This window comes from Acinetobacter sp. Ver3 (genome assembly GCF_000632455.1).
GTDB lineage: Bacteria > Pseudomonadota > Gammaproteobacteria > Pseudomonadales > Moraxellaceae > Acinetobacter.
In genome coordinates, this window is the sequence record NZ_JFYL01000006.1 from 74125 (window position 1) to 93749 (window position 19625).

At 38.7% G+C, this 19625-nt stretch carries 18 protein-coding genes and 4 tRNA genes; 12 read left to right on the top strand and 10 right to left on the bottom strand.

Annotated features, from left to right (window positions below):
* Positions 1–28: 28 nt before the first annotated feature.
* The gene (locus CL42_RS03315) at positions 29–2068 is read right to left on the bottom strand and encodes a M3 family metallopeptidase (protein WP_035265188.1); all 2040 of its coding nucleotides are present in this window, start codon (positions 2066–2068) and stop codon (positions 29–31) included.
* Between the two features lie 172 nt (positions 2069–2240).
* Positions 2241–4679 carry a ribonuclease R gene (gene rnr, locus CL42_RS03320; protein WP_180028268.1) on the bottom strand — a complete coding sequence of 813 codons (2439 nt, stop codon included), beginning with the start codon at positions 4677–4679 and terminating at the stop codon, positions 2241–2243.
* 262 nt (positions 4680–4941) lie between these two features.
* On the opposite strand from rnr, the gene CL42_RS03325 reads away from it, so the two are divergent.
* The 4 genes from CL42_RS03325 (at position 4942) to CL42_RS03340 (ending at position 5683) form a co-directional block, all read left to right on the top strand.
* A tRNA-Ser gene (locus tag CL42_RS03325) sits at positions 4942–5032 on the top strand.
* A 16-nt stretch (positions 5033–5048) separates the two neighbouring features.
* Positions 5049–5125, top strand: a tRNA-Arg gene (locus tag CL42_RS03330).
* Between the two features lie 43 nt (positions 5126–5168).
* Positions 5169–5245 (top strand) — tRNA-Arg (locus tag CL42_RS03335).
* A gap of 361 nt (positions 5246–5606) precedes the next feature.
* A tRNA-Arg gene (locus CL42_RS03340) sits at positions 5607–5683 on the top strand.
* 74 nt (positions 5684–5757) lie between these two features.
* Here CL42_RS03340 and CL42_RS03345 read toward each other — a convergent pair.
* Positions 5758–7065 carry a hypothetical protein gene (locus tag CL42_RS03345; RefSeq protein ID WP_035265191.1) on the bottom strand — a complete coding sequence of 436 codons (1308 nt, stop codon included), beginning with the start codon at positions 7063–7065 and terminating at the stop codon, positions 5758–5760.
* Between the two features lie 171 nt (positions 7066–7236).
* Between CL42_RS03345 and CL42_RS03350 the strand changes: the two genes are divergently transcribed.
* Together CL42_RS03350 and CL42_RS03355 are read left to right on the top strand one after the other, a co-directional pair.
* Positions 7237–7740 carry a YcxB family protein gene (locus tag CL42_RS03350; protein ID WP_035265193.1) on the top strand — a complete coding sequence of 168 codons (504 nt, stop codon included), beginning with the start codon at positions 7237–7239 and terminating at the stop codon, positions 7738–7740.
* A gap of 45 nt (positions 7741–7785) precedes the next feature.
* A complete protein-coding gene (locus CL42_RS03355; protein WP_035265196.1) occupies positions 7786–8424 on the top strand; it encodes a fumarylacetoacetate hydrolase family protein in 639 nt (212 codons plus the stop codon).
* 51 nt (positions 8425–8475) lie between these two features.
* On the opposite strand, the gene CL42_RS03360 is transcribed toward CL42_RS03355, so the two are convergent.
* Positions 8476–9279 (bottom strand): AraC family transcriptional regulator, encoded by an 804-nt coding sequence (locus CL42_RS03360; RefSeq protein WP_035265198.1) that lies wholly within the window; start codon positions 9277–9279, stop codon positions 8476–8478.
* 102 nt (positions 9280–9381) lie between these two features.
* Here CL42_RS03360 and CL42_RS03365 point away from each other — a divergent pair, with 102 nt between their 5' ends.
* Positions 9382–10323, top strand: a complete 942-nt coding sequence (locus CL42_RS03365) for a DMT family transporter (protein ID WP_035265201.1) — start codon at positions 9382–9384, stop codon at positions 10321–10323.
* Positions 10320–11207, top strand: a complete 888-nt coding sequence (gene yddG, locus CL42_RS03370) for an aromatic amino acid DMT transporter YddG (protein ID WP_218947379.1) — start codon at positions 10320–10322, stop codon at positions 11205–11207. Before CL42_RS03365 ends, yddG begins: the two co-directional genes overlap by 4 nt.
* Positions 11208–11245: 38 nt before the next feature.
* Here yddG and CL42_RS03375 read toward each other — a convergent pair whose 3' ends face one another.
* Positions 11246–12490: a YihY family inner membrane protein gene (locus CL42_RS03375; RefSeq protein WP_035265206.1), complete on the bottom strand. Its 1245-nt coding sequence runs from the start codon at positions 12488–12490 to the stop codon at positions 11246–11248.
* A gap of 114 nt (positions 12491–12604) precedes the next feature.
* Between CL42_RS03375 and wrbA the strand changes: the two genes are divergently transcribed.
* Complete coding sequence (gene wrbA / locus CL42_RS03380; RefSeq protein WP_035265209.1) at positions 12605–13201, top strand: NAD(P)H:quinone oxidoreductase; 597 nt, start codon at positions 12605–12607, stop codon at positions 13199–13201.
* 50 nt (positions 13202–13251) lie between these two features.
* Here the strand turns inward: wrbA and CL42_RS03385 are convergent, their stop codons facing one another.
* Positions 13252–13626, bottom strand: a complete 375-nt coding sequence (locus tag CL42_RS03385; protein WP_035265212.1) for a hypothetical protein — start codon at positions 13624–13626, stop codon at positions 13252–13254.
* A 270-nt stretch (positions 13627–13896) separates the two neighbouring features.
* Here CL42_RS03385 and CL42_RS03390 point away from each other — a divergent pair, with 270 nt between their 5' ends.
* The 3 genes from CL42_RS03390 (at position 13897) to CL42_RS03400 (ending at position 16893) form a co-directional block, all read left to right on the top strand.
* Positions 13897–14877, top strand: a complete 981-nt coding sequence (locus CL42_RS03390) for an aliphatic sulfonate ABC transporter substrate-binding protein (protein ID WP_035265241.1) — start codon at positions 13897–13899, stop codon at positions 14875–14877.
* Positions 14878–14992: 115 nt separating this feature from the next.
* On the top strand, positions 14993–16042 hold the full coding sequence (locus CL42_RS03395) for an isopenicillin N synthase family dioxygenase (RefSeq protein ID WP_035265215.1): 1050 nt from the start codon (positions 14993–14995) through the stop codon (positions 16040–16042).
* Positions 16039–16893, top strand: coding sequence for a MetQ/NlpA family ABC transporter substrate-binding protein (locus CL42_RS03400; RefSeq protein ID WP_035265218.1), 855 nt, complete (start codon positions 16039–16041; stop codon positions 16891–16893). The genes CL42_RS03395 and CL42_RS03400 overlap by 4 nt, the downstream gene beginning before the upstream one ends.
* Before the next feature lie 35 nt (positions 16894–16928).
* Here the strand turns inward: CL42_RS03400 and CL42_RS03405 are convergent, their stop codons facing one another.
* The 4 genes from CL42_RS03405 to CL42_RS03420 form a co-directional block, all read right to left on the bottom strand.
* A complete protein-coding gene (locus CL42_RS03405; RefSeq protein WP_035265221.1) occupies positions 16929–17504 on the bottom strand; it encodes a xanthine phosphoribosyltransferase in 576 nt (191 codons plus the stop codon).
* 82 nt (positions 17505–17586) lie between these two features.
* Positions 17587–18300, bottom strand: coding sequence for a DUF3108 domain-containing protein (locus CL42_RS03410; protein WP_035265223.1), 714 nt, complete (start codon positions 18298–18300; stop codon positions 17587–17589).
* Positions 18301–18441: 141 nt separating this feature from the next.
* Positions 18442–19122: a hypothetical protein gene (locus tag CL42_RS03415; protein ID WP_035265225.1), complete on the bottom strand. Its 681-nt coding sequence runs from the start codon at positions 19120–19122 to the stop codon at positions 18442–18444.
* Positions 19123–19380: 258 nt separating this feature from the next.
* The coding region (locus CL42_RS03420; protein WP_035265244.1) for an antibiotic biosynthesis monooxygenase at positions 19381–19625 on the bottom strand (245 nt) is incomplete at its 5' end.

A 19625-nucleotide genomic window follows, 5' to 3' on the forward strand; every position in this document is an offset into this window, starting at 1 on the left:
ACTCACCTTCAAAAATTAGTAACGTAGTTTAAGCAGTTTTAGTGTCATTCGTCCAACCTTGATGGCGTAATAATGCATCAATTTTAGGCTCACGACCTCTAAATTTAACAAAGGCATCAAGCGCTGTATCTTTACCGCCTACAGCAAGCACTGCTTTGCGGAAAGCAAGCCCAGTCTCTTGGTTGAAGATGCCTTCTTGTTCAAAGCGATCGAATGCATCACTTGCCAAAACTTCAGCCCATTTGTAAGAGTAATAGCCTGCGGCATACCCCCCTGCAAAAATATGGCTAAAACTGTTTTGGAATCGGTTGTATGGTGCTGTAGGGAGCACAGCATATTGTTCACGAATTTCGTTTAGAGTGTGTTGAATAGCTATTGCATCTAAAGCAGGAGATTGTTTATGTATATTCAAATCAAACATGGCAAACTCAAGCTGTCGAAGGGTTTGCATGCCTGATTGGAAAAATCTCGCATCCAAAAGAGACTTAAGGAGTTCTTCAGGTAACGGTGTTTTGGTTTCAATGTGTTGGCTGATTAAAGCCAAGCTTTCATTATCCCAAGTCCAGAATTCCATAAACTGACTTGGCAGCTCGACGGCATCCCAAGCGACACCATGTGTGCCTGCTACAGAGATATGATCTACTTCTGTGAGCATATGATGCAGACCATGTCCAAACTCATGGAAAAGAGTAACGACTTCATCATGTGTCAAAAGCGCAGGTTGTTGACCAATCGGTGGTGTAAAATTACCGACCATGTAACAAATCGGTTTCTGCATGCCATTGTTGGTTTGCATACGTGAGCGGAATCCGCTCATCCATGCTCCACCACGTTTCCCACTTCTAGCGTACAAGTCAAAATAGAATCCACCTATAACACTGCCTTGATCTTCAAGCTCATAATATCGTGCATCTGGATGCCATACTGGTGCTTCACGTTCAATGACTTGAATACCATATAAACGCTCCACAATTTTAAATAAACCTTGAACGACGACAGGGGTAGGGAAGTATGGCTTAAGTGCTTCCTGAGACAGATTAAACTGTTGAACTTTGAGTTTTTCCGAGAAATACGTCGTGTCCCAAGGTTGTAGTTCATCTACACCATGAGATTGAGCAATTGCTTTTAATGCCTCAATTTCTTGTAGGGCAGGTTTACGAGCATGTTCTGCCAACTCAATCAGGAATTGATCTACAGCTTCAACACTTGGAGCCATCTTACTTGCCAGTGAATATGCTGCATAATGATCAAAACCTAAAAGTTGAGCCATTTCTTGGCGCAATTTGAGAATTTCTTCCATCACCGCAGTATTGTCATATTCAGGGTGATCTGACTGATCCGACGCTCGCGTGGTATATGCTTTATATAAGGCTTCGCGAAGCTCTCGATTATCTGCGTAAGTCATGATCGCAAGATAAGAAGGGAAATCCAATGTCGCCACGGCTTGATCGAGTTCACGTTGTTGACCGTATTGCTTTAGCAGTTCGATACTGCTCGCAGGTAAACCAGCAAGTTCATCTTCAGTTAATGGTTTGAAATATGATTGTGTGGCATCAAGAACGTGGTTAGAAAAATCTGAAGAAAGCTGCGATAAACGAGCTGATATTTCTGCGTAGCGTTTTTTTGCTTCGCCTTCTAGAGCCACGCCTGAGAGTTTAAAGTCTCTAAGTGCAAGTTTAATCGCACTCTGTTGAGCTTCTGGTAAATCCGAAAAAATAGGTGCATCATGCACATATTGGTAGGTTTGATAGAGCGCAGTATGTTGCCCTAATTGTGTGTAGTATTCACTTAAGCTAGGTAAAAGAGACTGATAAATCTCGCGGGTTTCAGGATTGTTCATCACAGCATTTAAGTGAGACAAAATACCCCAAGATTCGCTCATTTGGTTTTCTAATTGATCGATTTGATCGAGCACATTTAATTGTAATTGTACCGTGTCTGGGACTTTCTCGAGTTGGTTTATAAAGTGTTGACCATTTTGAATCGCTTGTTCAATCTGTGCTTTAAGTTGATCAAGTGTAATTTGAGAAAAATCGGGTACAGGCAAAGTTGCCTTTTCTAAAGTCATTCAAGGACCTAATTGATTCATTTACTTCATTTAGATGTAGGGGTTTATGGACTTTAAATCAAGTGATACATTCAATTATTTACGTAAGTGCTAAATAAAGAATCGGTGCACTTGATTATAAATTAAAAAAATAAAGCTTAAAAAAAAGAGCGCCGTAGCGCTCTTTAAAGATTTAGTCTAATTTAGCTTTCGCATTCGACTTTTTCTTTTTTACTTTAGCTTTCTTTTTCGCTTTGTCTTTTACTTTTCCATCAGATTTTTTGTCTGATTTTTTAGTATAAGAGCTTGGTTTTGCCTTGGACTTTTTCTTACGAACAGGGCGTTCACCGCTTTCATCTTTATCTTTTAGGAGTTCGACAGGCTCATTCAACATGCGATTTAACGCTTCTTGCTTGGTGACCGGGTTTTCCTTCACGACACGTGGTGCTCGACTACGAATAGCGCGACCTGCATGGCTGAGTTGTTGAATCAATTCAAAATCAATCTTACGTTCTTCTAAATTGACACCTGCAACCTTGATGCGTACTTCATCACCCAAACCGAAGGTCTGACCACGATTTTGCCCAACTAAACTTTGACTCGCTTGATCGAAGACAAAGAAGTCATCGCCAAGCTGGCTTACATGGACCATACCATCGACATATAAATCTTTTAAAGTGACAAATAGACCAAACTCAGCCGTAGCACTAATGACGCCAACAAACTCTTCACCAAGATGCTGTTGCATATAATGGCATTTTAACCAAGTGGTCACTGAGCGAGAAGCTTCATCAGCTCGACGTTCTGTTGCCGAGAAATGATTACCGGCTTCTTCTAGTGCGCCACCTGAGACTGGTGCAGGTTTATTTTTGAGGTGTGCTTTGATAGCACGATGTAATAATAAATCTGGATAACGACGAATTGGAGAGGTGAAATGAGTGTATGCCTCATACGCCAAACCATAGTGACCAGCGTTATTTGGCCCATAATAAGCTTGCATCATGGAGCGAAGAAGCACAGCATGAATACTTGGCGCATCAATACGGTCTTTAGTGGCTTCAATGACCGCTTGGTAGTCCGCTTGCGTAGGTTGATCAGGGAATTTCAAACCTAATAACTTAACAAAGTCGCGAACTTTTTGAATGCGTGAGAATTCAGGTGGCTCATGCACACGATACAACATTGGAATTTCGTGTTTTAAAGCAAATTCAGCAGCAGCGACATTGGCTAACAACATACATTCTTCAATGAGTTTATGAGCATCGTTACGTGATCTTGGTAGAATTTCTTTAATTCCACCAAGTTCATCAAAGGTCATGTACGTTTCAACGGTTTCAAATTCCATTGCATGGCGTTCTGCACGTAAACCTTTTAATACTTGGTAAAGTTGGAATAATGTATTCAGTGATTTACGCACTGTACGATCTTCAGGTACAGCTTGACTATCACCTTCAAAATATTTTGCAACTTGGTCATAGGTGAGTCGTGCTTTAGAGTGCATCACCGACGGATAGAATTCAAATTTTGTGACTTTACCTGCGCGACTTAAATTCAAATCACAGACCATACATAGACGATCGACATTTGGATTGAGTGAGCATAAGCCATTTGAAAGTGCTTCAGGCAACATCGGTAAGACAAAGTGAGGGAAGTACACAGACGTACCGCGTTCTTGTGCTTCATCATCTAAAGGTTTACCAATACGAACATAATGACTGACATCTGCAATCGCAACCACGACACGATAGCCGCCACCAGGACGTTTTTCTGCATAGACAGCATCGTCGAAGTCACGTGCATCTTCACCGTCAATTGTGACTAAGGGTAAATCTCTTAAATCAATGCGTCCTTGACGATCTCGTGCTGTCGGTTCTTTAAAACTTTCAGCTTCTTGAACTACTGCTTCTGGAAATTCGTAAGGTAAACCATATTCTAAAATGGTTTGAGGAATAATAATTTCAGTATCAGATTTGTCGGCCATAGATTGAATAATATGGCCTGTAGCAAACTCTTCACGATTTGGAAAATCATCAATTTCAACTCGAAGAGAATCACCAACTTTAGCTTTCGCATGCGCAATGAGTTCTTTTTCTAAGGTAATCGGTTGATGCGCATTTGGATTTGCTGGTTGAATGAAGTATTCACCTTCATATTCTGCGAGTTTCCCAATGATTTGTTTGACGCGTCGTTGGGTAATTTCAGTAATGAAACCCCATGGTTTACCTTTACGGTCAACAGAGGTCTGTTGAACTTTAACTCGGTCACCATGGAAGACTTGACGTAATTCACGCTCAGGTAACAAATATTCTTCTTTCTTACCATCTATACTCGCAACCCCTAAACCTTTGCTATTGATATAGATGGTCGCATCATGAACAGGTTGATCTGCCATAAGCTGGAACTTATAACCTTCTTTCGTCAATTGACCATCACGAACCATCGCACTTAAACGGTGACTAAGTGCTTCAATACTTTTTTGATCCGCAATTTCGAAGTGTTCCACAAGGTCTGCATGAGACAATGCTTTTTTCTTATTCTCAATCGTTTCTAGAATCAGAACACGGCTTGGAATAGGATTATCGTAACGTTCAGCTTCCGCTTTGGCTTCAGGGTCGACCCAATTTTTCATAATGTCTTTGGCTTCATATCAGAAGATAAGTTTAGCATAAGACATGATAAGAAATACTGCACGTAAATGATTGCAATAAAGTGTTTTTAGTTCATAAATTATAAAAGAGATGCAGAATAGACAGTATTAAAGTGAAATTAATGCAGATTAAAGGTAAAAAACCTGAAAATTGTTTAAAAAATATATGATTGAACAAAAAACATAGAATTTTTTAAATTCTCACTTGAAGAGTAGGGACGAAGTTTGTATTATGGCGTCTCGTTACGGTGAGGTGGATGAGTGGCTGAAATCACTTCCCTGCTAAGGAAGCATACCTATTACTGGTATCGAGGGTTCGAATCCCTCTCTCACCGCCAACGATAAACTTGAAATGCGCTCATAGCTCAGCTGGATAGAGCACTTGGCTACGAACTAAGGGGTCGGGAGTTCGAATCTCTCTGAGCGCACCAATCAAGTTAATCGATGTAACGAAGTCGTAAGACACTCAAGTACGCGCTCATAGCTCAGCTGGATAGAGCACTTGGCTACGAACTAAGGGGTCGGGAGTTCGAATCTCTCTGAGCGCACCAACTTGATCATCTCTAAGATGTAAAAAAGAGAAGAAACCGCTTAATTGTCGGTTTTTTTGTTTCTAGAATGAAGTGATGCTATAAATCATCATATTTTATTAGCTACTTAAGAAAGAAATAAATTTTAAAATTTCTACACATATTATTTTTAATTAATAGATATTAGCTCTTATAAAAACATCATCAATCCAACTCAGGATTGTTTGGAATTTGGATTGATCTTGTTGACCATCTCTTAAATTGTTGATTATCTAGCCATAATTTACATTTGCGTATAAATACTGTTCGCTTGATTTAAATTTTATTAAAAAGTACTTAACAAATAATAATATTCATATATAATGCTCTCCATCAAGACGTCGCGCTCATAGCTCAGCTGGATAGAGCACTTGGCTACGAACTAAGGGGTCGGGAGTTCGAATCTCTCTGAGCGCACCAACTTGATCATCTCTAAGATGTAAAAAAGAGAAGAAACCGCTTAATTGCGGTTTTTTTGTGTCTATTTTTTTATCTTATTTCTTCTGCTCTTCGTTTTTGACTTTCAATGCAAAGACGACATTCGCCCCAACTGTAGGAAGCACATCATGATAAGGCAAGCTCCGTGCTGCACGAATCAGGAACGGTGCTTTTTCATCTATTTTTCCAGCATTCGTCATTTTCAATAAAGTACCTTGTTGAAACTTATCAAATTGCATTTTTCCTTTAATGTATTTCAGATCACCGCCTTGAGCATAAAAACTATTCTGATTCGACTGAGGAAAGCTAAAATTTAGTTTAAATCGGAATGGAATTTGAATAACTCCTAACCCGAGTTCAACTTTAAAATCTGCCAATTGTGTTTGGTCTTTTAGGGTTTCGATATCAATAGATTTGAGTTGGCGGGGAAACAACTTTTTATAATGTACAGGCTGTGTCCATTTTTGTAATTGTTGCACTGGTTGTGAATAATACTGATACGTCGTCACAAAACGCATTGATTCGGCACCGTGTTGATAAGGCACAGTTGTCGGTGTATGGACAAAACTTACAGGGTGTTCGGTGATACGACTGATTTGTGCGATTTTGGCTAATTGACTTGTCGTTAATTGGTCGGATGGAAATTGCCCTGGTTTGAGCGCACTCGAAGAAGGCGCTGTTAATTTTTTTCGAATTGATTCAAGTAAAAATGCATGTGTACCACTTGGAATTCCCATTTTTGCTTCAGGCACTGCATTCAGAACTTTGCTAAATAGAAAACCTTTAGGTTGGTTTAAATCTCCCCATTGCGTTAGGGTTAGAAGGGTATGATTCTGATCCAATTTGAACCATTCAAATTTGCCTAGACCATAAGGAACAGGTGCATCCACAATCAAGCTCGAAATACTATTGGCTTCAATATGATGCTGAAACACTATGGTCTCATTAAAGTTGAGCACTGGTATTGGTGTTGGAATGGAAATTTTATATTGAACCTGAGTGATATTTTTTTCTTGATTTAATATTTTAGCTGACTTCAATGTTGGGAATAAACCAACAAAATTTTCAAACTGTGAAAGCGTTTTGGCGACCTTTTCTTCATTAACAGGCAATACGATGGCAGATGATGTGAACTTCACATTTGGATTGGGTTGTTTTTTGCGTGTCGGAATAGATGTTTGGGTATTTGTGTGCGCATAGATGAGAATCTGATCTTTTGCGATGCTGGCGAGTTCGGTACTATTATTTTGAAATGGTTTTAACGCACTGGGTATATTTTCTTTCCATTCAATAATCGCACTGTACGACAAGCTAGGTACAAAAATAAGGCTTAAGCACAATGCTCGATAGTTAAAGTATTTCATTTTCATCCTGAACTATGAATTTAGACTTTTTATTTTGTGTCATTGTAAATCGTGTGATGCTTTCATCAATAGTGCGATGATGTAATCAACAGTATTCATTAAAACGACAATTCGATTTCAGGTAAAGTGGTGTAATATCTTTGCTTAAGAAAATCGATTGTTGAATCCCCTATGTCTGATACTCAACCAGTTTTATCTGTCCGTTACTTCTTAAATTTACAAGAGTCTCAGGATGGTTTTGCATTAGCTACTTTTGGCAAAAAACAATTTACGCGTTTTTTAACGCCACTTGTCAGTATTGCGATCGTGATTTGGGGGCTTTATCTTGGATTAGAGGGTGTAGGGCGCTATTACGTGGCTTTAGGCACGTTCTTTATCTTTTTACAAATCGTTATGCGTTACTGGTTCTTACCTATGATGTTCAAGCGTCAGTTTGAAAAATATCAATTTGGTAAGACTGAGCAAGGTATCGATTTGTTTCAAAACTCTGCCGAGCTTTTTTCAAGTGGTCGTCCTAAACAAGCATTTGCCTACAGTGAAGTACAAAAATTTGTAGTGGGTAAATTGACCTATATGCTTGAACTCAAAAATCATACAGTGGTCATTATTCCAAAACGTGCATTTGAGTCTGATGTAGATAGAACACTGTTTGAAAATACATTCCAAAAACGTTAAGTTTTGATGAGTTCATTACTCAAACTATAAATAAGAGAGATTTTCATGAGTGCAGTTCCATCAAAAATTGTATGTGTCGGTCGCAGTTATGCTGCGCATGCTCAAGAATTAGGTAATGCGATTCCTGATCAACCTGTCTTATTTATCAAGCCGCCGAGTAGCTTGGTGTCCTTAGCAGAAGGGATTGATTGGAATCGTGCATTGGGACAGTGTCATCATGAATGTGAACTTTCATTACGAATAGATCGACCGCTCAAAAACGTTACGGATCCTCAAGAGGCATTAGCAGCAGTAGGTGCAGTCACCCTTGGTTTGGATTTGACTTTAAGAGATCAACAAGATCAGCTTAAAAAGAAAGGACAACCTTGGGAACGTGCGAAAGCATTTGATGGATCTTGTATTTTGGCAGATTGGATTTCGCTTGATCAGGTCCCAGCATTAGATCAAGTCCAGTTTAAGCTCGAAATTAATGATCAACTTAGGCAACATGGTGATACGGGTTTACTGATTTTTAAATTAGGAGCGCTTTTGGCAGAAATCAGTCAAAACTTTAGCTTAATGCCTGGTGATGTTGTCATGACGGGTACGCCTGCAGGTGTAGGACCATTAGAATCGGGTGATCAGCTCAAAATGACTTTGACTGGCTTAAATGAAGATTTTGTGTGGACTACGCAAGTGCATTAATGATGCATCAAGCTCAATTAAAAAGGATGTTGGTTCATCCTTTTTTTATGGCTAGAGATTGTCTGAATTGATGTTTTTACGAAACTGTTGGGGCGTGATGTGCATCCAGCGTTTAAACATATTGATAAAGGCTGAGGCGTTGGCATAGCCCAAATCTAGAGCAATATGTTCAACAGTTTTATTTTCAGACAATAAGCTTAATGCTCGTGTAATTTTAAAGCGTTGACGCCATTCATTGAGCGACATCGAAATTTCAGCTTCACATAGGCGAGATAAAGTGCGCTCACTCATATTCACCATTTGAGCATAATCTCTCAGTGGACGCTGATCACTGAGATGCTCATGGATGTAGGTAAATATCGTTTGTAATGCAGGATGATCAGAATGGGGCAAGTAGCTTTTGAGCAGGGGTGAGCTTTTTAATTGATCCAGTAAAACCATTAAAAGTCGTTGATATTCGGGTTGATCATGTTTGAAATATGTTTTTCTGAGTTCATTGAGTAGCGCCGTTACTAAGGGGGAGCTCAGTAAAATACCTGCTTGTTTAGGCAGTGCATCACACAGGCTTTCATGCACGTATAAGGTGGCATGAGAAACAGCTGTGAGATTAATACTGCTGTGATGCAGATGCGGCGGTAGCCAAATTCCGTAGGGCGGAGGTGTTAAATATTGATTTTGATCAATATGAACTTCCATTACACCATCAAATGCATAGATAAATTCGCCCCATGCATGACCATGTTTAGGATATTCAGAATGGGCTGGATCATTACGTAATGTTAACCAAAGATTCTCTTGGATATGATCATAATTATCTAACTGAACGAATGGTTCATGTGGATGGCGTTTTGGCATATTAAATTGCCTGAATAAATGTATTTGTTGTCTGTTTTGAATTATATATTCTAATTCAGTCAGCAGTATAGTGACGACTTGTTTGTGTGAAGAGTGCCACTCATGGGTGAGCGAAGAGGTCTTGACCTTCAGGCGTCAAGCTTAATGACCGTATTGTGTTTAGTCTGGGGTTTACAGCAAATTGTCTTGAAAATCGCCGCAACTGATATTAGTCCTCTGATGCAAATCGCATTGCGCTGTGGTTTGGCAACCTTGCTTGTCGTTCCATTATTGTATCGACAACGAGTGCAACAACTGTTCCATTACCGTTATGTTGTTCCTGGAATTTGGTTAGCCTTTTTATTTTCTGCAGAATTTTATTTGGTTGCTGAGGCACTCAGGTACACCAGTGCTGCGCACACTGTTGTTCTGCTCTATACCGCGCCTATTTTTGTGGCTTTAGGCTTACATTGGAAAGTCAAAGCTGAAAAATTGAATCACTTGCAGTGGTTTGGTATTTTGTTCGCATTTTTTGGCATCGCTTATACTTTTTTAGTGCGTGATCAAGCTCAAAGTCAACTCAACCATATTTTATGGGGAGATTTTCTTGCTCTAATGGCAGGGATGATGTGGGCATTGACTACGATTTCTTTAAAATTTTCAACGCTTTCAGAGGCACCGCCTACTCAAACATTATTTTATCAATTGCTAGGGGGCTTTATTTTTTTATTACCTTTAGCTTTTTGGACTGGACAAGCAGATGTACGCTGGTCACAACTGGCGTTTCTGAGCTTAACATTTCATGCGGTTGTCATGTCTTTTTTAAGTTTGCTGCTATGGTTTTGGTTGTTACGAACTTATTTAGCAAATGGCTTAGGTGTGTTTTCGTTTTTGACTCCCATGTTCGGCATGTTGTTTGGTGTCTGGCTGTTAGATGAGGAGATCGAAACGAGTTTCTTGGTCGGATCTTGTATGGTTCTTGCAGGGATTATGATTGTGTCTTTGCACCGCTATTTGAGAATTTATCTTGATCGAATCAGCGCAAGAATTGGAGCATTCCATTGAATCAGTACACATGGCTAGGATTAAGCTCAATTTTGATTTGGGCCTCGTTGGTTGCGGTAGTGAAGCTTGTAACTGAATCATTAAGTCCGGTACAGGCGGTGGCGCTGATCTATAGTTTTAGTGCATTGTTCATGTTATGGAAGAATGGTTTTCCCAAGCTTTCACTCATGCCTAAAAAATACCTATTGGGCTGTGGTGCTCTTTTTGTTGGCTATGAGATCCTGTTTTTAATTTCGATTGCACTCTCAACGCATCGAGAACAGGTATTAATCATTGCAATGATTAATTATCTTTGGCCTCCTTTGCTGATTGTATTTTCGATTCTTGCACGGCAATTGAGCGCGAATATTTGGGTGATTGCTGGCTTTGCATGTGCCATTCTTGGGTTAATGATGGTTGTTAATCCAGATATTCTCGAGCCGAAACGGATATTGGTGGCCGTGCTTGAAAATCCATTGGCGTACTCATTTGCTTTTATTGGCGCGGTGCTATGGCCTTTGTACAGTATATTTACCAAGAAATATGCAGAAGGTCATAATGCTGTTCCGTTTCTTTTTCTAATGACTGCAGTTGGGTTGTGGGCTGTACATTTTGTGATGCGAGAACTCTTTGTTGAGCTGAATTTGATGACATGGCTGATGGTTGTAGTCATTGGCAGCTTAATTGGCTTGGCTTACAGCAATTGGAACCAAAGCATGCAATATGGACATCTCAAAATTTTAATTTTGGCAACGTATTTTATGCCCATTTTTTCAAGTCTGATGTCGATGCTGATTCTAGATGTGCAACCTCTAATAAGCTTTTGGATCGGTTGTGTCTTAGTGACCTTAGGCGCACTTATTTGTTGGCAATCTACACGTCCATATAATCCATCTATGCAATAAGAAAAAGACCTATAGAGGTCTTTTCTTATTGCAATAGTTTATTTTTCTTCAAGTATGGTCGATAGCGGTACGGAGAGCTTCGCAGCCAGATAATCATCAGCTTCAATCAGTGCAGGACCAATACGGTTCATCCATACGTCATCTTCATGGATTTGTCCGATATCATTTTTATCAGGCAGCGTATAAGGTAATGATTTATAAAATGACCAAAAATCAAGATGATCTAAATTTCTAACCAAAACATATTCATTATTATCTGTACGTTTAATAATATTCTGCTGTTCCAATAGATTGACATATTTAGGCCAGCGGCCAATTTCACCGCGTCCTAAAATATCAAGTGCCTCCAGATCAGTTACGGTTTTACCTTGTTTTTGTTTTTTATAGAATAACTCAAGCATATCTAGAAGCATGAGAATTGGATGGCGCGTTTCAGTTTTACCTGTATGAAATGCTGTGAGAGCATAACTTATCTCAACACCAAGCAGTACGATGTTCCAAGATAGATAAATCCACAACAGGAAAATTGGAACCGCTGCAAAAGCACCGTAAACCAATTGATAACTGGTAAAGTTAGTCATCACGAAGCCGAATAAATTTTTCAGTAACTCGAAGGTAACAGCACTAAAAATCGCAGCAATCATGGCTGCTTTTATTGGAACAGAGCGGTTTGGAATTGTCCAATACAATGCAAAAAAACCAAAGGCGGTGAGTGCAAATGAGATGACCCATAAAATAAACGTGCCATTCAATTCATAACCTGCAAAATTATTGCTTAAGATGTTCATAGACGCTAAAGTCGATGAAATCACAAAAGCCGAACCCAGCAGGATAGGTCCCAGTGAAATGATGGTCCAATAGCGCATAAAACCAATAATGCCATTACGCGTTTCTGTCACACGCCAAATACGATTGAATGCTGTCTCAATGCTAGTGAGCATCATTACTGTGGTAAAGAATAAAAACAGCACACCAATAATGGTTAAGTTGCTCGAATTGTCAGTAAATGCATTCAATGCTTTGTCAAACGCGATACTGGTTTTAGGCAGAAAATTACTGTAGATCAATTGTTGTAATTGTTGCCGAGCAGGTTCTAATGCTTTAATCGATGAAATGATAACCAAGAATACGGTCAACATCGGCACGACAGCGAAAAGTGTGGTGTAAGTTAAAGAGCCTGCTTGCTCACGACAATTGTTAGTTTCAAAGCGTCGTAGTACAAACAAAATAAACTGAAACCATGTTTTATTGTAGAAAGGTAACTTTTTTAAGATTTCCGCCATAAATAGTGAGTCTCGAGTATTTTTTAGTTAAAATTCTGTACGTTCGTTGCACAGCTTAACCAAATTTTAAAAAAAATACCGTATAGTTTTCTTTTTTCATTGGATGATCTTTTTATGCAAGCATATGTTCTAGTTTTGTATTACAGCAAATATGGTTCAACCAAGGAAATGGCACATTTAATTGCTCAAGGAATTGAATCTACTGGAATGCTTGCGAAAATTAGAACAGTTCCACAGTTGGCAACAGTGGTGACCGAAGCAGCACCAAGTATTCCAGAGGAGGGCGATATTTATGCGACTTTGGATGATCTTCAACATTGTTCGGGACTTGCATTAGGATCACCCACTCGATTTGGCAATATGGCATCAGAAATGAAATATTTTTGGGACCAAACAACGAGCTTATGGCTCAATGGTGCATTGCATAATAAACCTGCTTGTGTGTTTGGTTCATCGGGGTCTATGCACGGCGGGCAGGAAAGTACATTACTGACCATGTTGCCACCTTTGTTTCATCATGGAATGCTGATTTTAGGTTTAACCAATGCCAATCCAGCTTTATCAAATACAAAATCAGGTGGGACACCTTATGGTGCTACACATGTCAGTGGTCCTAGACACGATCAATCTCTAAGCCAAGATGAAAAATCACTATGTATCGAGCAAGGGAAACGATTAGGTGAAGTGGCGTTGCAAATGTTAAAGAAATAATTTTAAAGATTATTTTATCAGGCATAAAAAAGTGAGCTTCTCGCTCACTTTTATTTTGAAATATGTTTTTGTTCAAACCGGTGTTTGCACTTTTTGCATTGGTAATCGAGGAAAACATTCTTATCGACGATTTCACCCGCTTTTTTTCCAAAACGATGACCTAAAAAGCCACCAGTCACACCCACACTGATTGCACCAACAAAAGTGCCTATTGTGCCACCCATGATTACACCTAAAGGGCCCGCAACAGCACCAATGGAAGCACCAATAGAAGCACCTGATGCAGCACCACCCACAGTACCCGCAGTCGTACCCGCTGCGGAAAGAAGAACACCACCTGTTTTTTGCAGTAATTGTTCATGGTTGCGTTTTTCAATATCAGTTGAACCGCATTTTGGGCAGTGTATTTCTAAGTTTTCAGTCATTTAGGATTGCTCTAATCTATACATCCATTTATTTCAAAGATTCTAGCATTGCACTTAAAGTTGCAACATGGCCGAATGTAGAAAAACTGTAATGCCAGATAAAATAAAAAATTGATTTGAAAATAGATTAATCTAATTTTTAAGGATAAAACCATATTTTATGAGAGGATGGCTTAGATCTTGAACTGAATAACTAAGCGCAAATAGTGATTTAATTTTTTTCGAAGTTTGGCTTATTTTTTTATTCCAATCAAAAAAATTACCAAGACAATGAAAAAATTATTTGTACTAAGCACCATTGTGACATTGAGTTTTAGCCTCATTGCATGCTCAAAAGAAAAGCCTACTGAGCTTAAGGGGCAAGATGAATCAAAAGAAAAGTTAACAACCTTGAATATTGGCTATCAAAAAGCGGCGCTTAAATTCATCGTTGCAAAACAAAATAAAACTTTTGAGCAAGCATTTCCCGGTGTGAAAATTCAATGGAAAGAGTTTCCGGCAGGTCCTCAAACACTAGAAGCATTAAATGTCGGTGCTATTGATGTGGGGTATACAGGGGATACACCTGTAATTTTCGCACTTTCTGCAGGTAAACCAATTCAATATTTAGCTTATGAAAATGGATCTAAAAACTCACATAGCTTGCTCTTACCCAAAGACAGCACGATTCAAAGCTTAAAGGATCTAAAAGGTAAGCGCATTGGTGTTACACAAGGTTCAAGTGCGCATTACTTTCTCTCACAAATATTAGATCAAGCTCAATTGAGCTGGTCTGATATTCAACCCGTCTGGTTAACGCCTGCAGATGCACGAGCTGCTATTGATAAAAAATCACTCGATGCTTGGGCGATTTGGGATCCTTATGCAAGTGCTGCTTCGCTTAAAGGTGATACACGTGTTCTTATTGATTCAAAAGCTTTGCCATTAGCGTATAGCTTCTATTTGTCTTCTCCAAAATTTTTAAAACAACATCGGGTTGAAGCCCAAAAATTTGTGCAAACATTAAATCAAGTAGATGATTGGATCAATCAACACCCAGATCAAGCCGCAAAAATTTTGGCGCAAAGTACAAGCTTGGATGAAAATATTACTAAACTGGTTTTAGAAAAAAGAAATATTCCTGCTTATGCCAAACTGGTCGATACAGATACAGTTAAGGCGCAACAAAAAATTGCAGATTTATTTTATCAGCTCAAACTCATTCCGAATGCCGTGTCTTTAAAAGATCATGTGTGGACTGGGCAAGATTAAGTGATTGAACGCGAATCATATTTTTATAGCAGCATAAGTATCCAGTTTAAATGATTTCAAAAGCATTCATCTTTCAGTCATTAATACAATGAAGTATTAGAAAGATGAGTGCATCATGAATCAACCATTACAACAAAGCTTAACCGCACTTCCAATTCTAAATTTAAGTCAATTTGATCAATCATCAACGCAAGCAGATTTTCTGCAACGACTTGCACATATCGCCAAGGATATTGGTTTTTTTTATTTGACAGGTCATGGCATTTCAGCTGAAAAAATTTTGGAGATTCAGCGTATTACTCGACAGTTTTTTTCGCTGCCACAAGAACAAAAAGATGAAATCGCTATGATTCATTCCCCGCATTTTCGAGGGTATAGTCGAGTAAATGCCGAAGTTACACGTCTGCAACCTGATTTTAGAGAACAAATAGACATTGGTTTTGAGCTGGCAGCATTAGAACCTGAAACTGGACCGACATGGAGACGTTTACAGGGACCAAATCAGTGGCCTTCGAATTGGCCTGAGTTTCAACGCGTAGTCACCGCATGGCAACGAGATCTCAGACAAGTTGCAATTAAATTATTAAAAGCCTTGTTGCTTTCATTGGGGCAGCAGGACACAGCACTTGATCAATTGATTACAGGCAGTCCACATGAACTACTCAAGCTGATTCATTATCCCCCAATTGATCAAATGAATCATCAGGGTGTAGGGCCTCATATAGACTCCAATATTTTAACTTTACTTTTACAAGACCAGATCGGAGGACTTCAGGTCTTAAGTCAAGGCAAATGGATTGAAGTACCATTTGTTGAATACGCATTTGTCGTCAATATCGGTGAGGTTTTAGAGCTTGCCACAAATGGATATTTGATTGCGAATCAACATCGAGTCATATCTCCAACCAATGCAGAACGGTACTCGGTTGCTTATTTTCTTTCTCCAAATTTATTTGCTGGTGAAATTCCGCTTTTAAATCTTGCAGATAATTTAAAAGCGCTTGCACAAGGACCAGAGACAGATCCGCTGAATCCTTTACTGAGAAATGTAGGAGAAAACTGTATCAAAGGTCGACTTAGATCTCATCTAGACGTTACAGAAAAATATTATCCAGCGCAATTTAAACAACTCAAACAATCAACAACAATATCGAGTAAATCATGAAGTCAAAATACGCCCAATTTTTATTTATTATTTTTGCAATTCTCATTATCAGTGCATGTAGTGCTCAACCTAAACCTCAAAAAACAAAGCAAACACAACAAACAATCGTGATCGGATCACATGGATCGGATGTTGATATTTGGAGACATATCGCGGATTCTGATCACGCGAAAACAGCAAAAGTTGACATTGAGGTGAAAGAAATTAATGACGGTGTGGCTTTGAATCAAGCTTTGCTCGATGGTGAAATTGATGTAAATGCATTTCAATCTTGGGCGTATTTCAAAGAATTTAATGACTTGAATCATCTGAAGCTTGCTGTCTTGGCGACCACTTATTTAGAGCCTATGGGTTTATATTCTCAAAACTACAAGTCATTAATTGCTTTGCCTGATCGGGCCTTAATTGCAATTCCAAATGATGTGGCGAATACAGCACGTGCATTAAGGTTATTAGAGCGTGCTCAGCTAATTATACTTAAGCCTGATTTTAATACGATTTCTGGAACTCTTGAAAGTATCCAGTCAAATCCGAAATCACTTCAATTTAAATTGGTCAAAGGTGCACAACTCCCACGTGTCTTGTCTGAGGTGGATTTAGCCGCAATTGGAAATACTATTGCTCTGGAAAGTGGACTAAATGTAATAACAAATGCGATATTTAAAGAAGAGGTCACTGATAAAGCTTTAGAAAATGTCAATATACTGGCAGTGCGTAAAGACCGATTGAATGATCCAAAATTTCAAAAACTTTCAAATCTTTACCATCAGCCTTACGTTGAGGATTATATTCAAAAGCATTTTGGTGGTACAAAATTGGGCATTCAACTAGATCCTGCCACATTAAAATAAAAAAAGCGCCGTAGCGCTTTTTTTAATGTTCAACATTATTCTTGAACAAAAGTCACTGTCCCATTTGCAAGTGATTCAACACGAGCAAGTGACTCAACGCGGTAACCTTTTTCAAGTAAAAGATCACGGCCAGGTTGGAACGACTTTTCAATCACGATACCAATCCCGACAACCTCAGCTTCAGCTTGGTGAATCAAATCAGCTAAACCTAAAGCTGCTTGTCCATTCGCAAGAAAGTCATCGATCACAAGAACCTTATCTGTTGCTGCAATGTGCTTCTTAGAAATAGCAATTGTGCTTTCTACTTGCTTTGTAAAAGAGAATACTTTTGAACGATATAAATCATCTTTTAAAGTTAAAGATTGATACTTACGTGCAAAAATTACCGGTACACCAAGTTCCAAGCCAGCCATCACAGCAGGTGCGATACCTGAAGCTTCAATTGTGATGATTTTGGTGATGCCTGCATCTTTGAATAGACGAGCAAATTCTTGACCAATTTGTTGCATCATCACTGGGTCGATTTGGTGGTTTAGAAAAGAATCAACTTTTAAAACCTGATCAGATAGAACGATACCTTCGTTTAAGATTTTCTGTTCTAGTGCGTACACGGGAGAATCCTCTAGGGCAGGTGCCTTTTTAAGCAAAGACGTATTTTAAAAAGCATCTGCAAAAAAGCAAGTAAAAAATGCCTTAATTTTGTGGACCGTTATACCCTGTCAGTAAGAGCCCGTATGAAGATTTCTTATCTTGGTGTGTGACTTTCACTGGTAGATAGTCCAATTTCGGAGACAGCCAAAAAATCGTTTCACGACCTGGTTTATCATGTTTCATCACCACCTTGATGGTATCAAACGTGCCGTACTTGGTTTCCACTTTTTCAGTGCCTTGTTTGACGAATCGACGTGATTCAACTTCTTTAGCATCTGCAATCCAATATTGCGATTTTAAACCGTTATTTTTGAGGTCTTCACGAATTTGCAATTCTGCATTTAACTCATCCAGTACACCAGATTTCCATGCAAATGAGCGTTGCTCTTTATCTTTGGTGGTGTTAATGGTTTTGGCACTCGGATTAAATTTAATGCTCATTGTATTGTTATGAACTAAAATTTTACTGGTGCGACTGAAATTGGATGATTGAATTTGATTATTGTTGAATGTGAAGTTACTGGTTTCAGTCGCTGAAGCAATACCACCTGCTTTAGCTGCAAAAACGTAATTCCATGTGTTACCTGATTTTTTCAAGGTTCGTGTTGCTGACCCCAAGTTTTTACCATTGTATGCAAACTGATAAGAGGCTTGGAAGGGCGTCATGGCAAGCGCTTGACTTGAATAGCCTGTGAAAAGCACGGCTGTACCTACACTTGCAATCACACTCAAAGTTTTAAACGATTTAAATGCCATAAATATTTTCCTTTACCTTCGTATCGAAGGATCACTTGAAGTTTTATTATCTCTGATAAATAAGGAGAAATAATCAATAATCACAGTGAAAATGTATTTTTCTGTAGCTTAAGCTTTATGACGAGATTAGAACTTTGCGCTCTAGTCGTCCTTTTGTTTAATTGGTGTAATGTGATCACTTTCCACTTCATCAGATTTCGATTTGAATCGATCAGTATTCATTTTGCTAAATAAAGCCATCAAATTTACATTACCAATCACCACCAATTCTGTTTCACGAAGTTCTGCATGGTTGACGTGTACTTTGCCCAATGTTTCGATGATCGAGCGATTTTTTCCGAGCCACTGATTTAAATCGAGATGTAAGAGATCGTCTTTGACTTTAATGACATTAAACCGCTCTAAAATCATGCCAAGTGGATCTTTACGAAGAATTTTTTGATAGAAAAATAGGGCAGAGCGGAATGCAATTTTCATCCAAAAGGTTTGAAATTTTGCTTCAATGACTTCGGTTTCACTAATTTGTTCAAATACAATCAGTTGTACATCTTTATTCAATTCCATTTGAATGAGCTTTAAATCTACAGAGAGAATGGTATAAAGCCCTTTCACCTTCAAAGTGGCATAGAGTCGAAGCCAATCGTCATGTAAATCCGCATGTAAATCTTCAAGGATACTGACATTGTCGGTCACAAAGCGCTTGAAAGTCGCATTTAAAAAAACTTGAGAGACAGGAAATTCACGTTCTTCTTCAATAAATCCTTCAGCCTTTTGATAGACTTTACGGAATTTGTTCGCGATATTTGAAATAATCGTTGGCATAAGTGAAGTTCCATTACCTCTAAATCTTGTGAGATGTCAGCTAGTGTATATCTTGTAGGTGATTACTGCCGAAGGATAACAGTTTATCCAATTGCGATGTAATGTTTACAAAGACGTTTATTATGGTTTTGATGGTCAGGCGTTATTTAAGTTTAATCTATTGGTTTCGCATGACTTTATCTTATTTTATCTGAAGAACTTGCTCAATATTTAACTCATTTGTCTAAAATATGTCATCAATATAAAGATCAACTCGATTTATTCAGATTGATAAGCCCGCTGAATCTGACAGACCTCAATCGAATACGTGTCATACCATGATAGGCGACCTTTTTGTTGGGCATAAAGATGTTGGGTGTCTTGATGCCAAGCTTGAATATCTTCTAACCGACTCCAATAAGAAAGACTGACTTCATTATCCTTCTCTTGATAGCTTTCAAACTTTGTACAATGGTAATCATGCATCGCTTTATGCCGCATTTGGCTAGCCAATATTACATATT

Coding starts and splice junctions, on each gene's coding strand:
- CL42_RS03315 (WP_035265188.1), bottom strand. CDS start 2,068: ATGACTTTAGAAAAGGCAACTTTGCCTGTACCCGATTTTTCTCAAATT.
- CL42_RS03345 (WP_035265191.1), bottom strand. CDS start 7,065: ATGAAATACTTTAACTATCGAGCATTGTGCTTAAGCCTTATTTTTGTA.
- CL42_RS03350 (WP_035265193.1), top strand. CDS start 7,237: ATGTCTGATACTCAACCAGTTTTATCTGTCCGTTACTTCTTAAATTTA.
- CL42_RS03355 (WP_035265196.1), top strand. CDS start 7,786: ATGAGTGCAGTTCCATCAAAAATTGTATGTGTCGGTCGCAGTTATGCT.
- CL42_RS03360 (WP_035265198.1), bottom strand. CDS start 9,279: ATGCCAAAACGCCATCCACATGAACCATTCGTTCAGTTAGATAATTAT.
- CL42_RS03365 (WP_035265201.1), top strand. CDS start 9,382: ATGGGTGAGCGAAGAGGTCTTGACCTTCAGGCGTCAAGCTTAATGACC.
- CL42_RS03375 (WP_035265206.1), bottom strand. CDS start 12,490: ATGGCGGAAATCTTAAAAAAGTTACCTTTCTACAATAAAACATGGTTT.
- wrbA (WP_035265209.1), top strand. CDS start 12,605: ATGCAAGCATATGTTCTAGTTTTGTATTACAGCAAATATGGTTCAACC.
- CL42_RS03385 (WP_035265212.1), bottom strand. CDS start 13,626: ATGACTGAAAACTTAGAAATACACTGCCCAAAATGCGGTTCAACTGAT.
- CL42_RS03390 (WP_035265241.1), top strand. CDS start 13,897: ATGAAAAAATTATTTGTACTAAGCACCATTGTGACATTGAGTTTTAGC.
- CL42_RS03395 (WP_035265215.1), top strand. CDS start 14,993: ATGAATCAACCATTACAACAAAGCTTAACCGCACTTCCAATTCTAAAT.
- CL42_RS03400 (WP_035265218.1), top strand. CDS start 16,039: ATGAAGTCAAAATACGCCCAATTTTTATTTATTATTTTTGCAATTCTC.
- CL42_RS03410 (WP_035265223.1), bottom strand. CDS start 18,300: ATGGCATTTAAATCGTTTAAAACTTTGAGTGTGATTGCAAGTGTAGGT.
- CL42_RS03415 (WP_035265225.1), bottom strand. CDS start 19,122: ATGCCAACGATTATTTCAAATATCGCGAACAAATTCCGTAAAGTCTAT.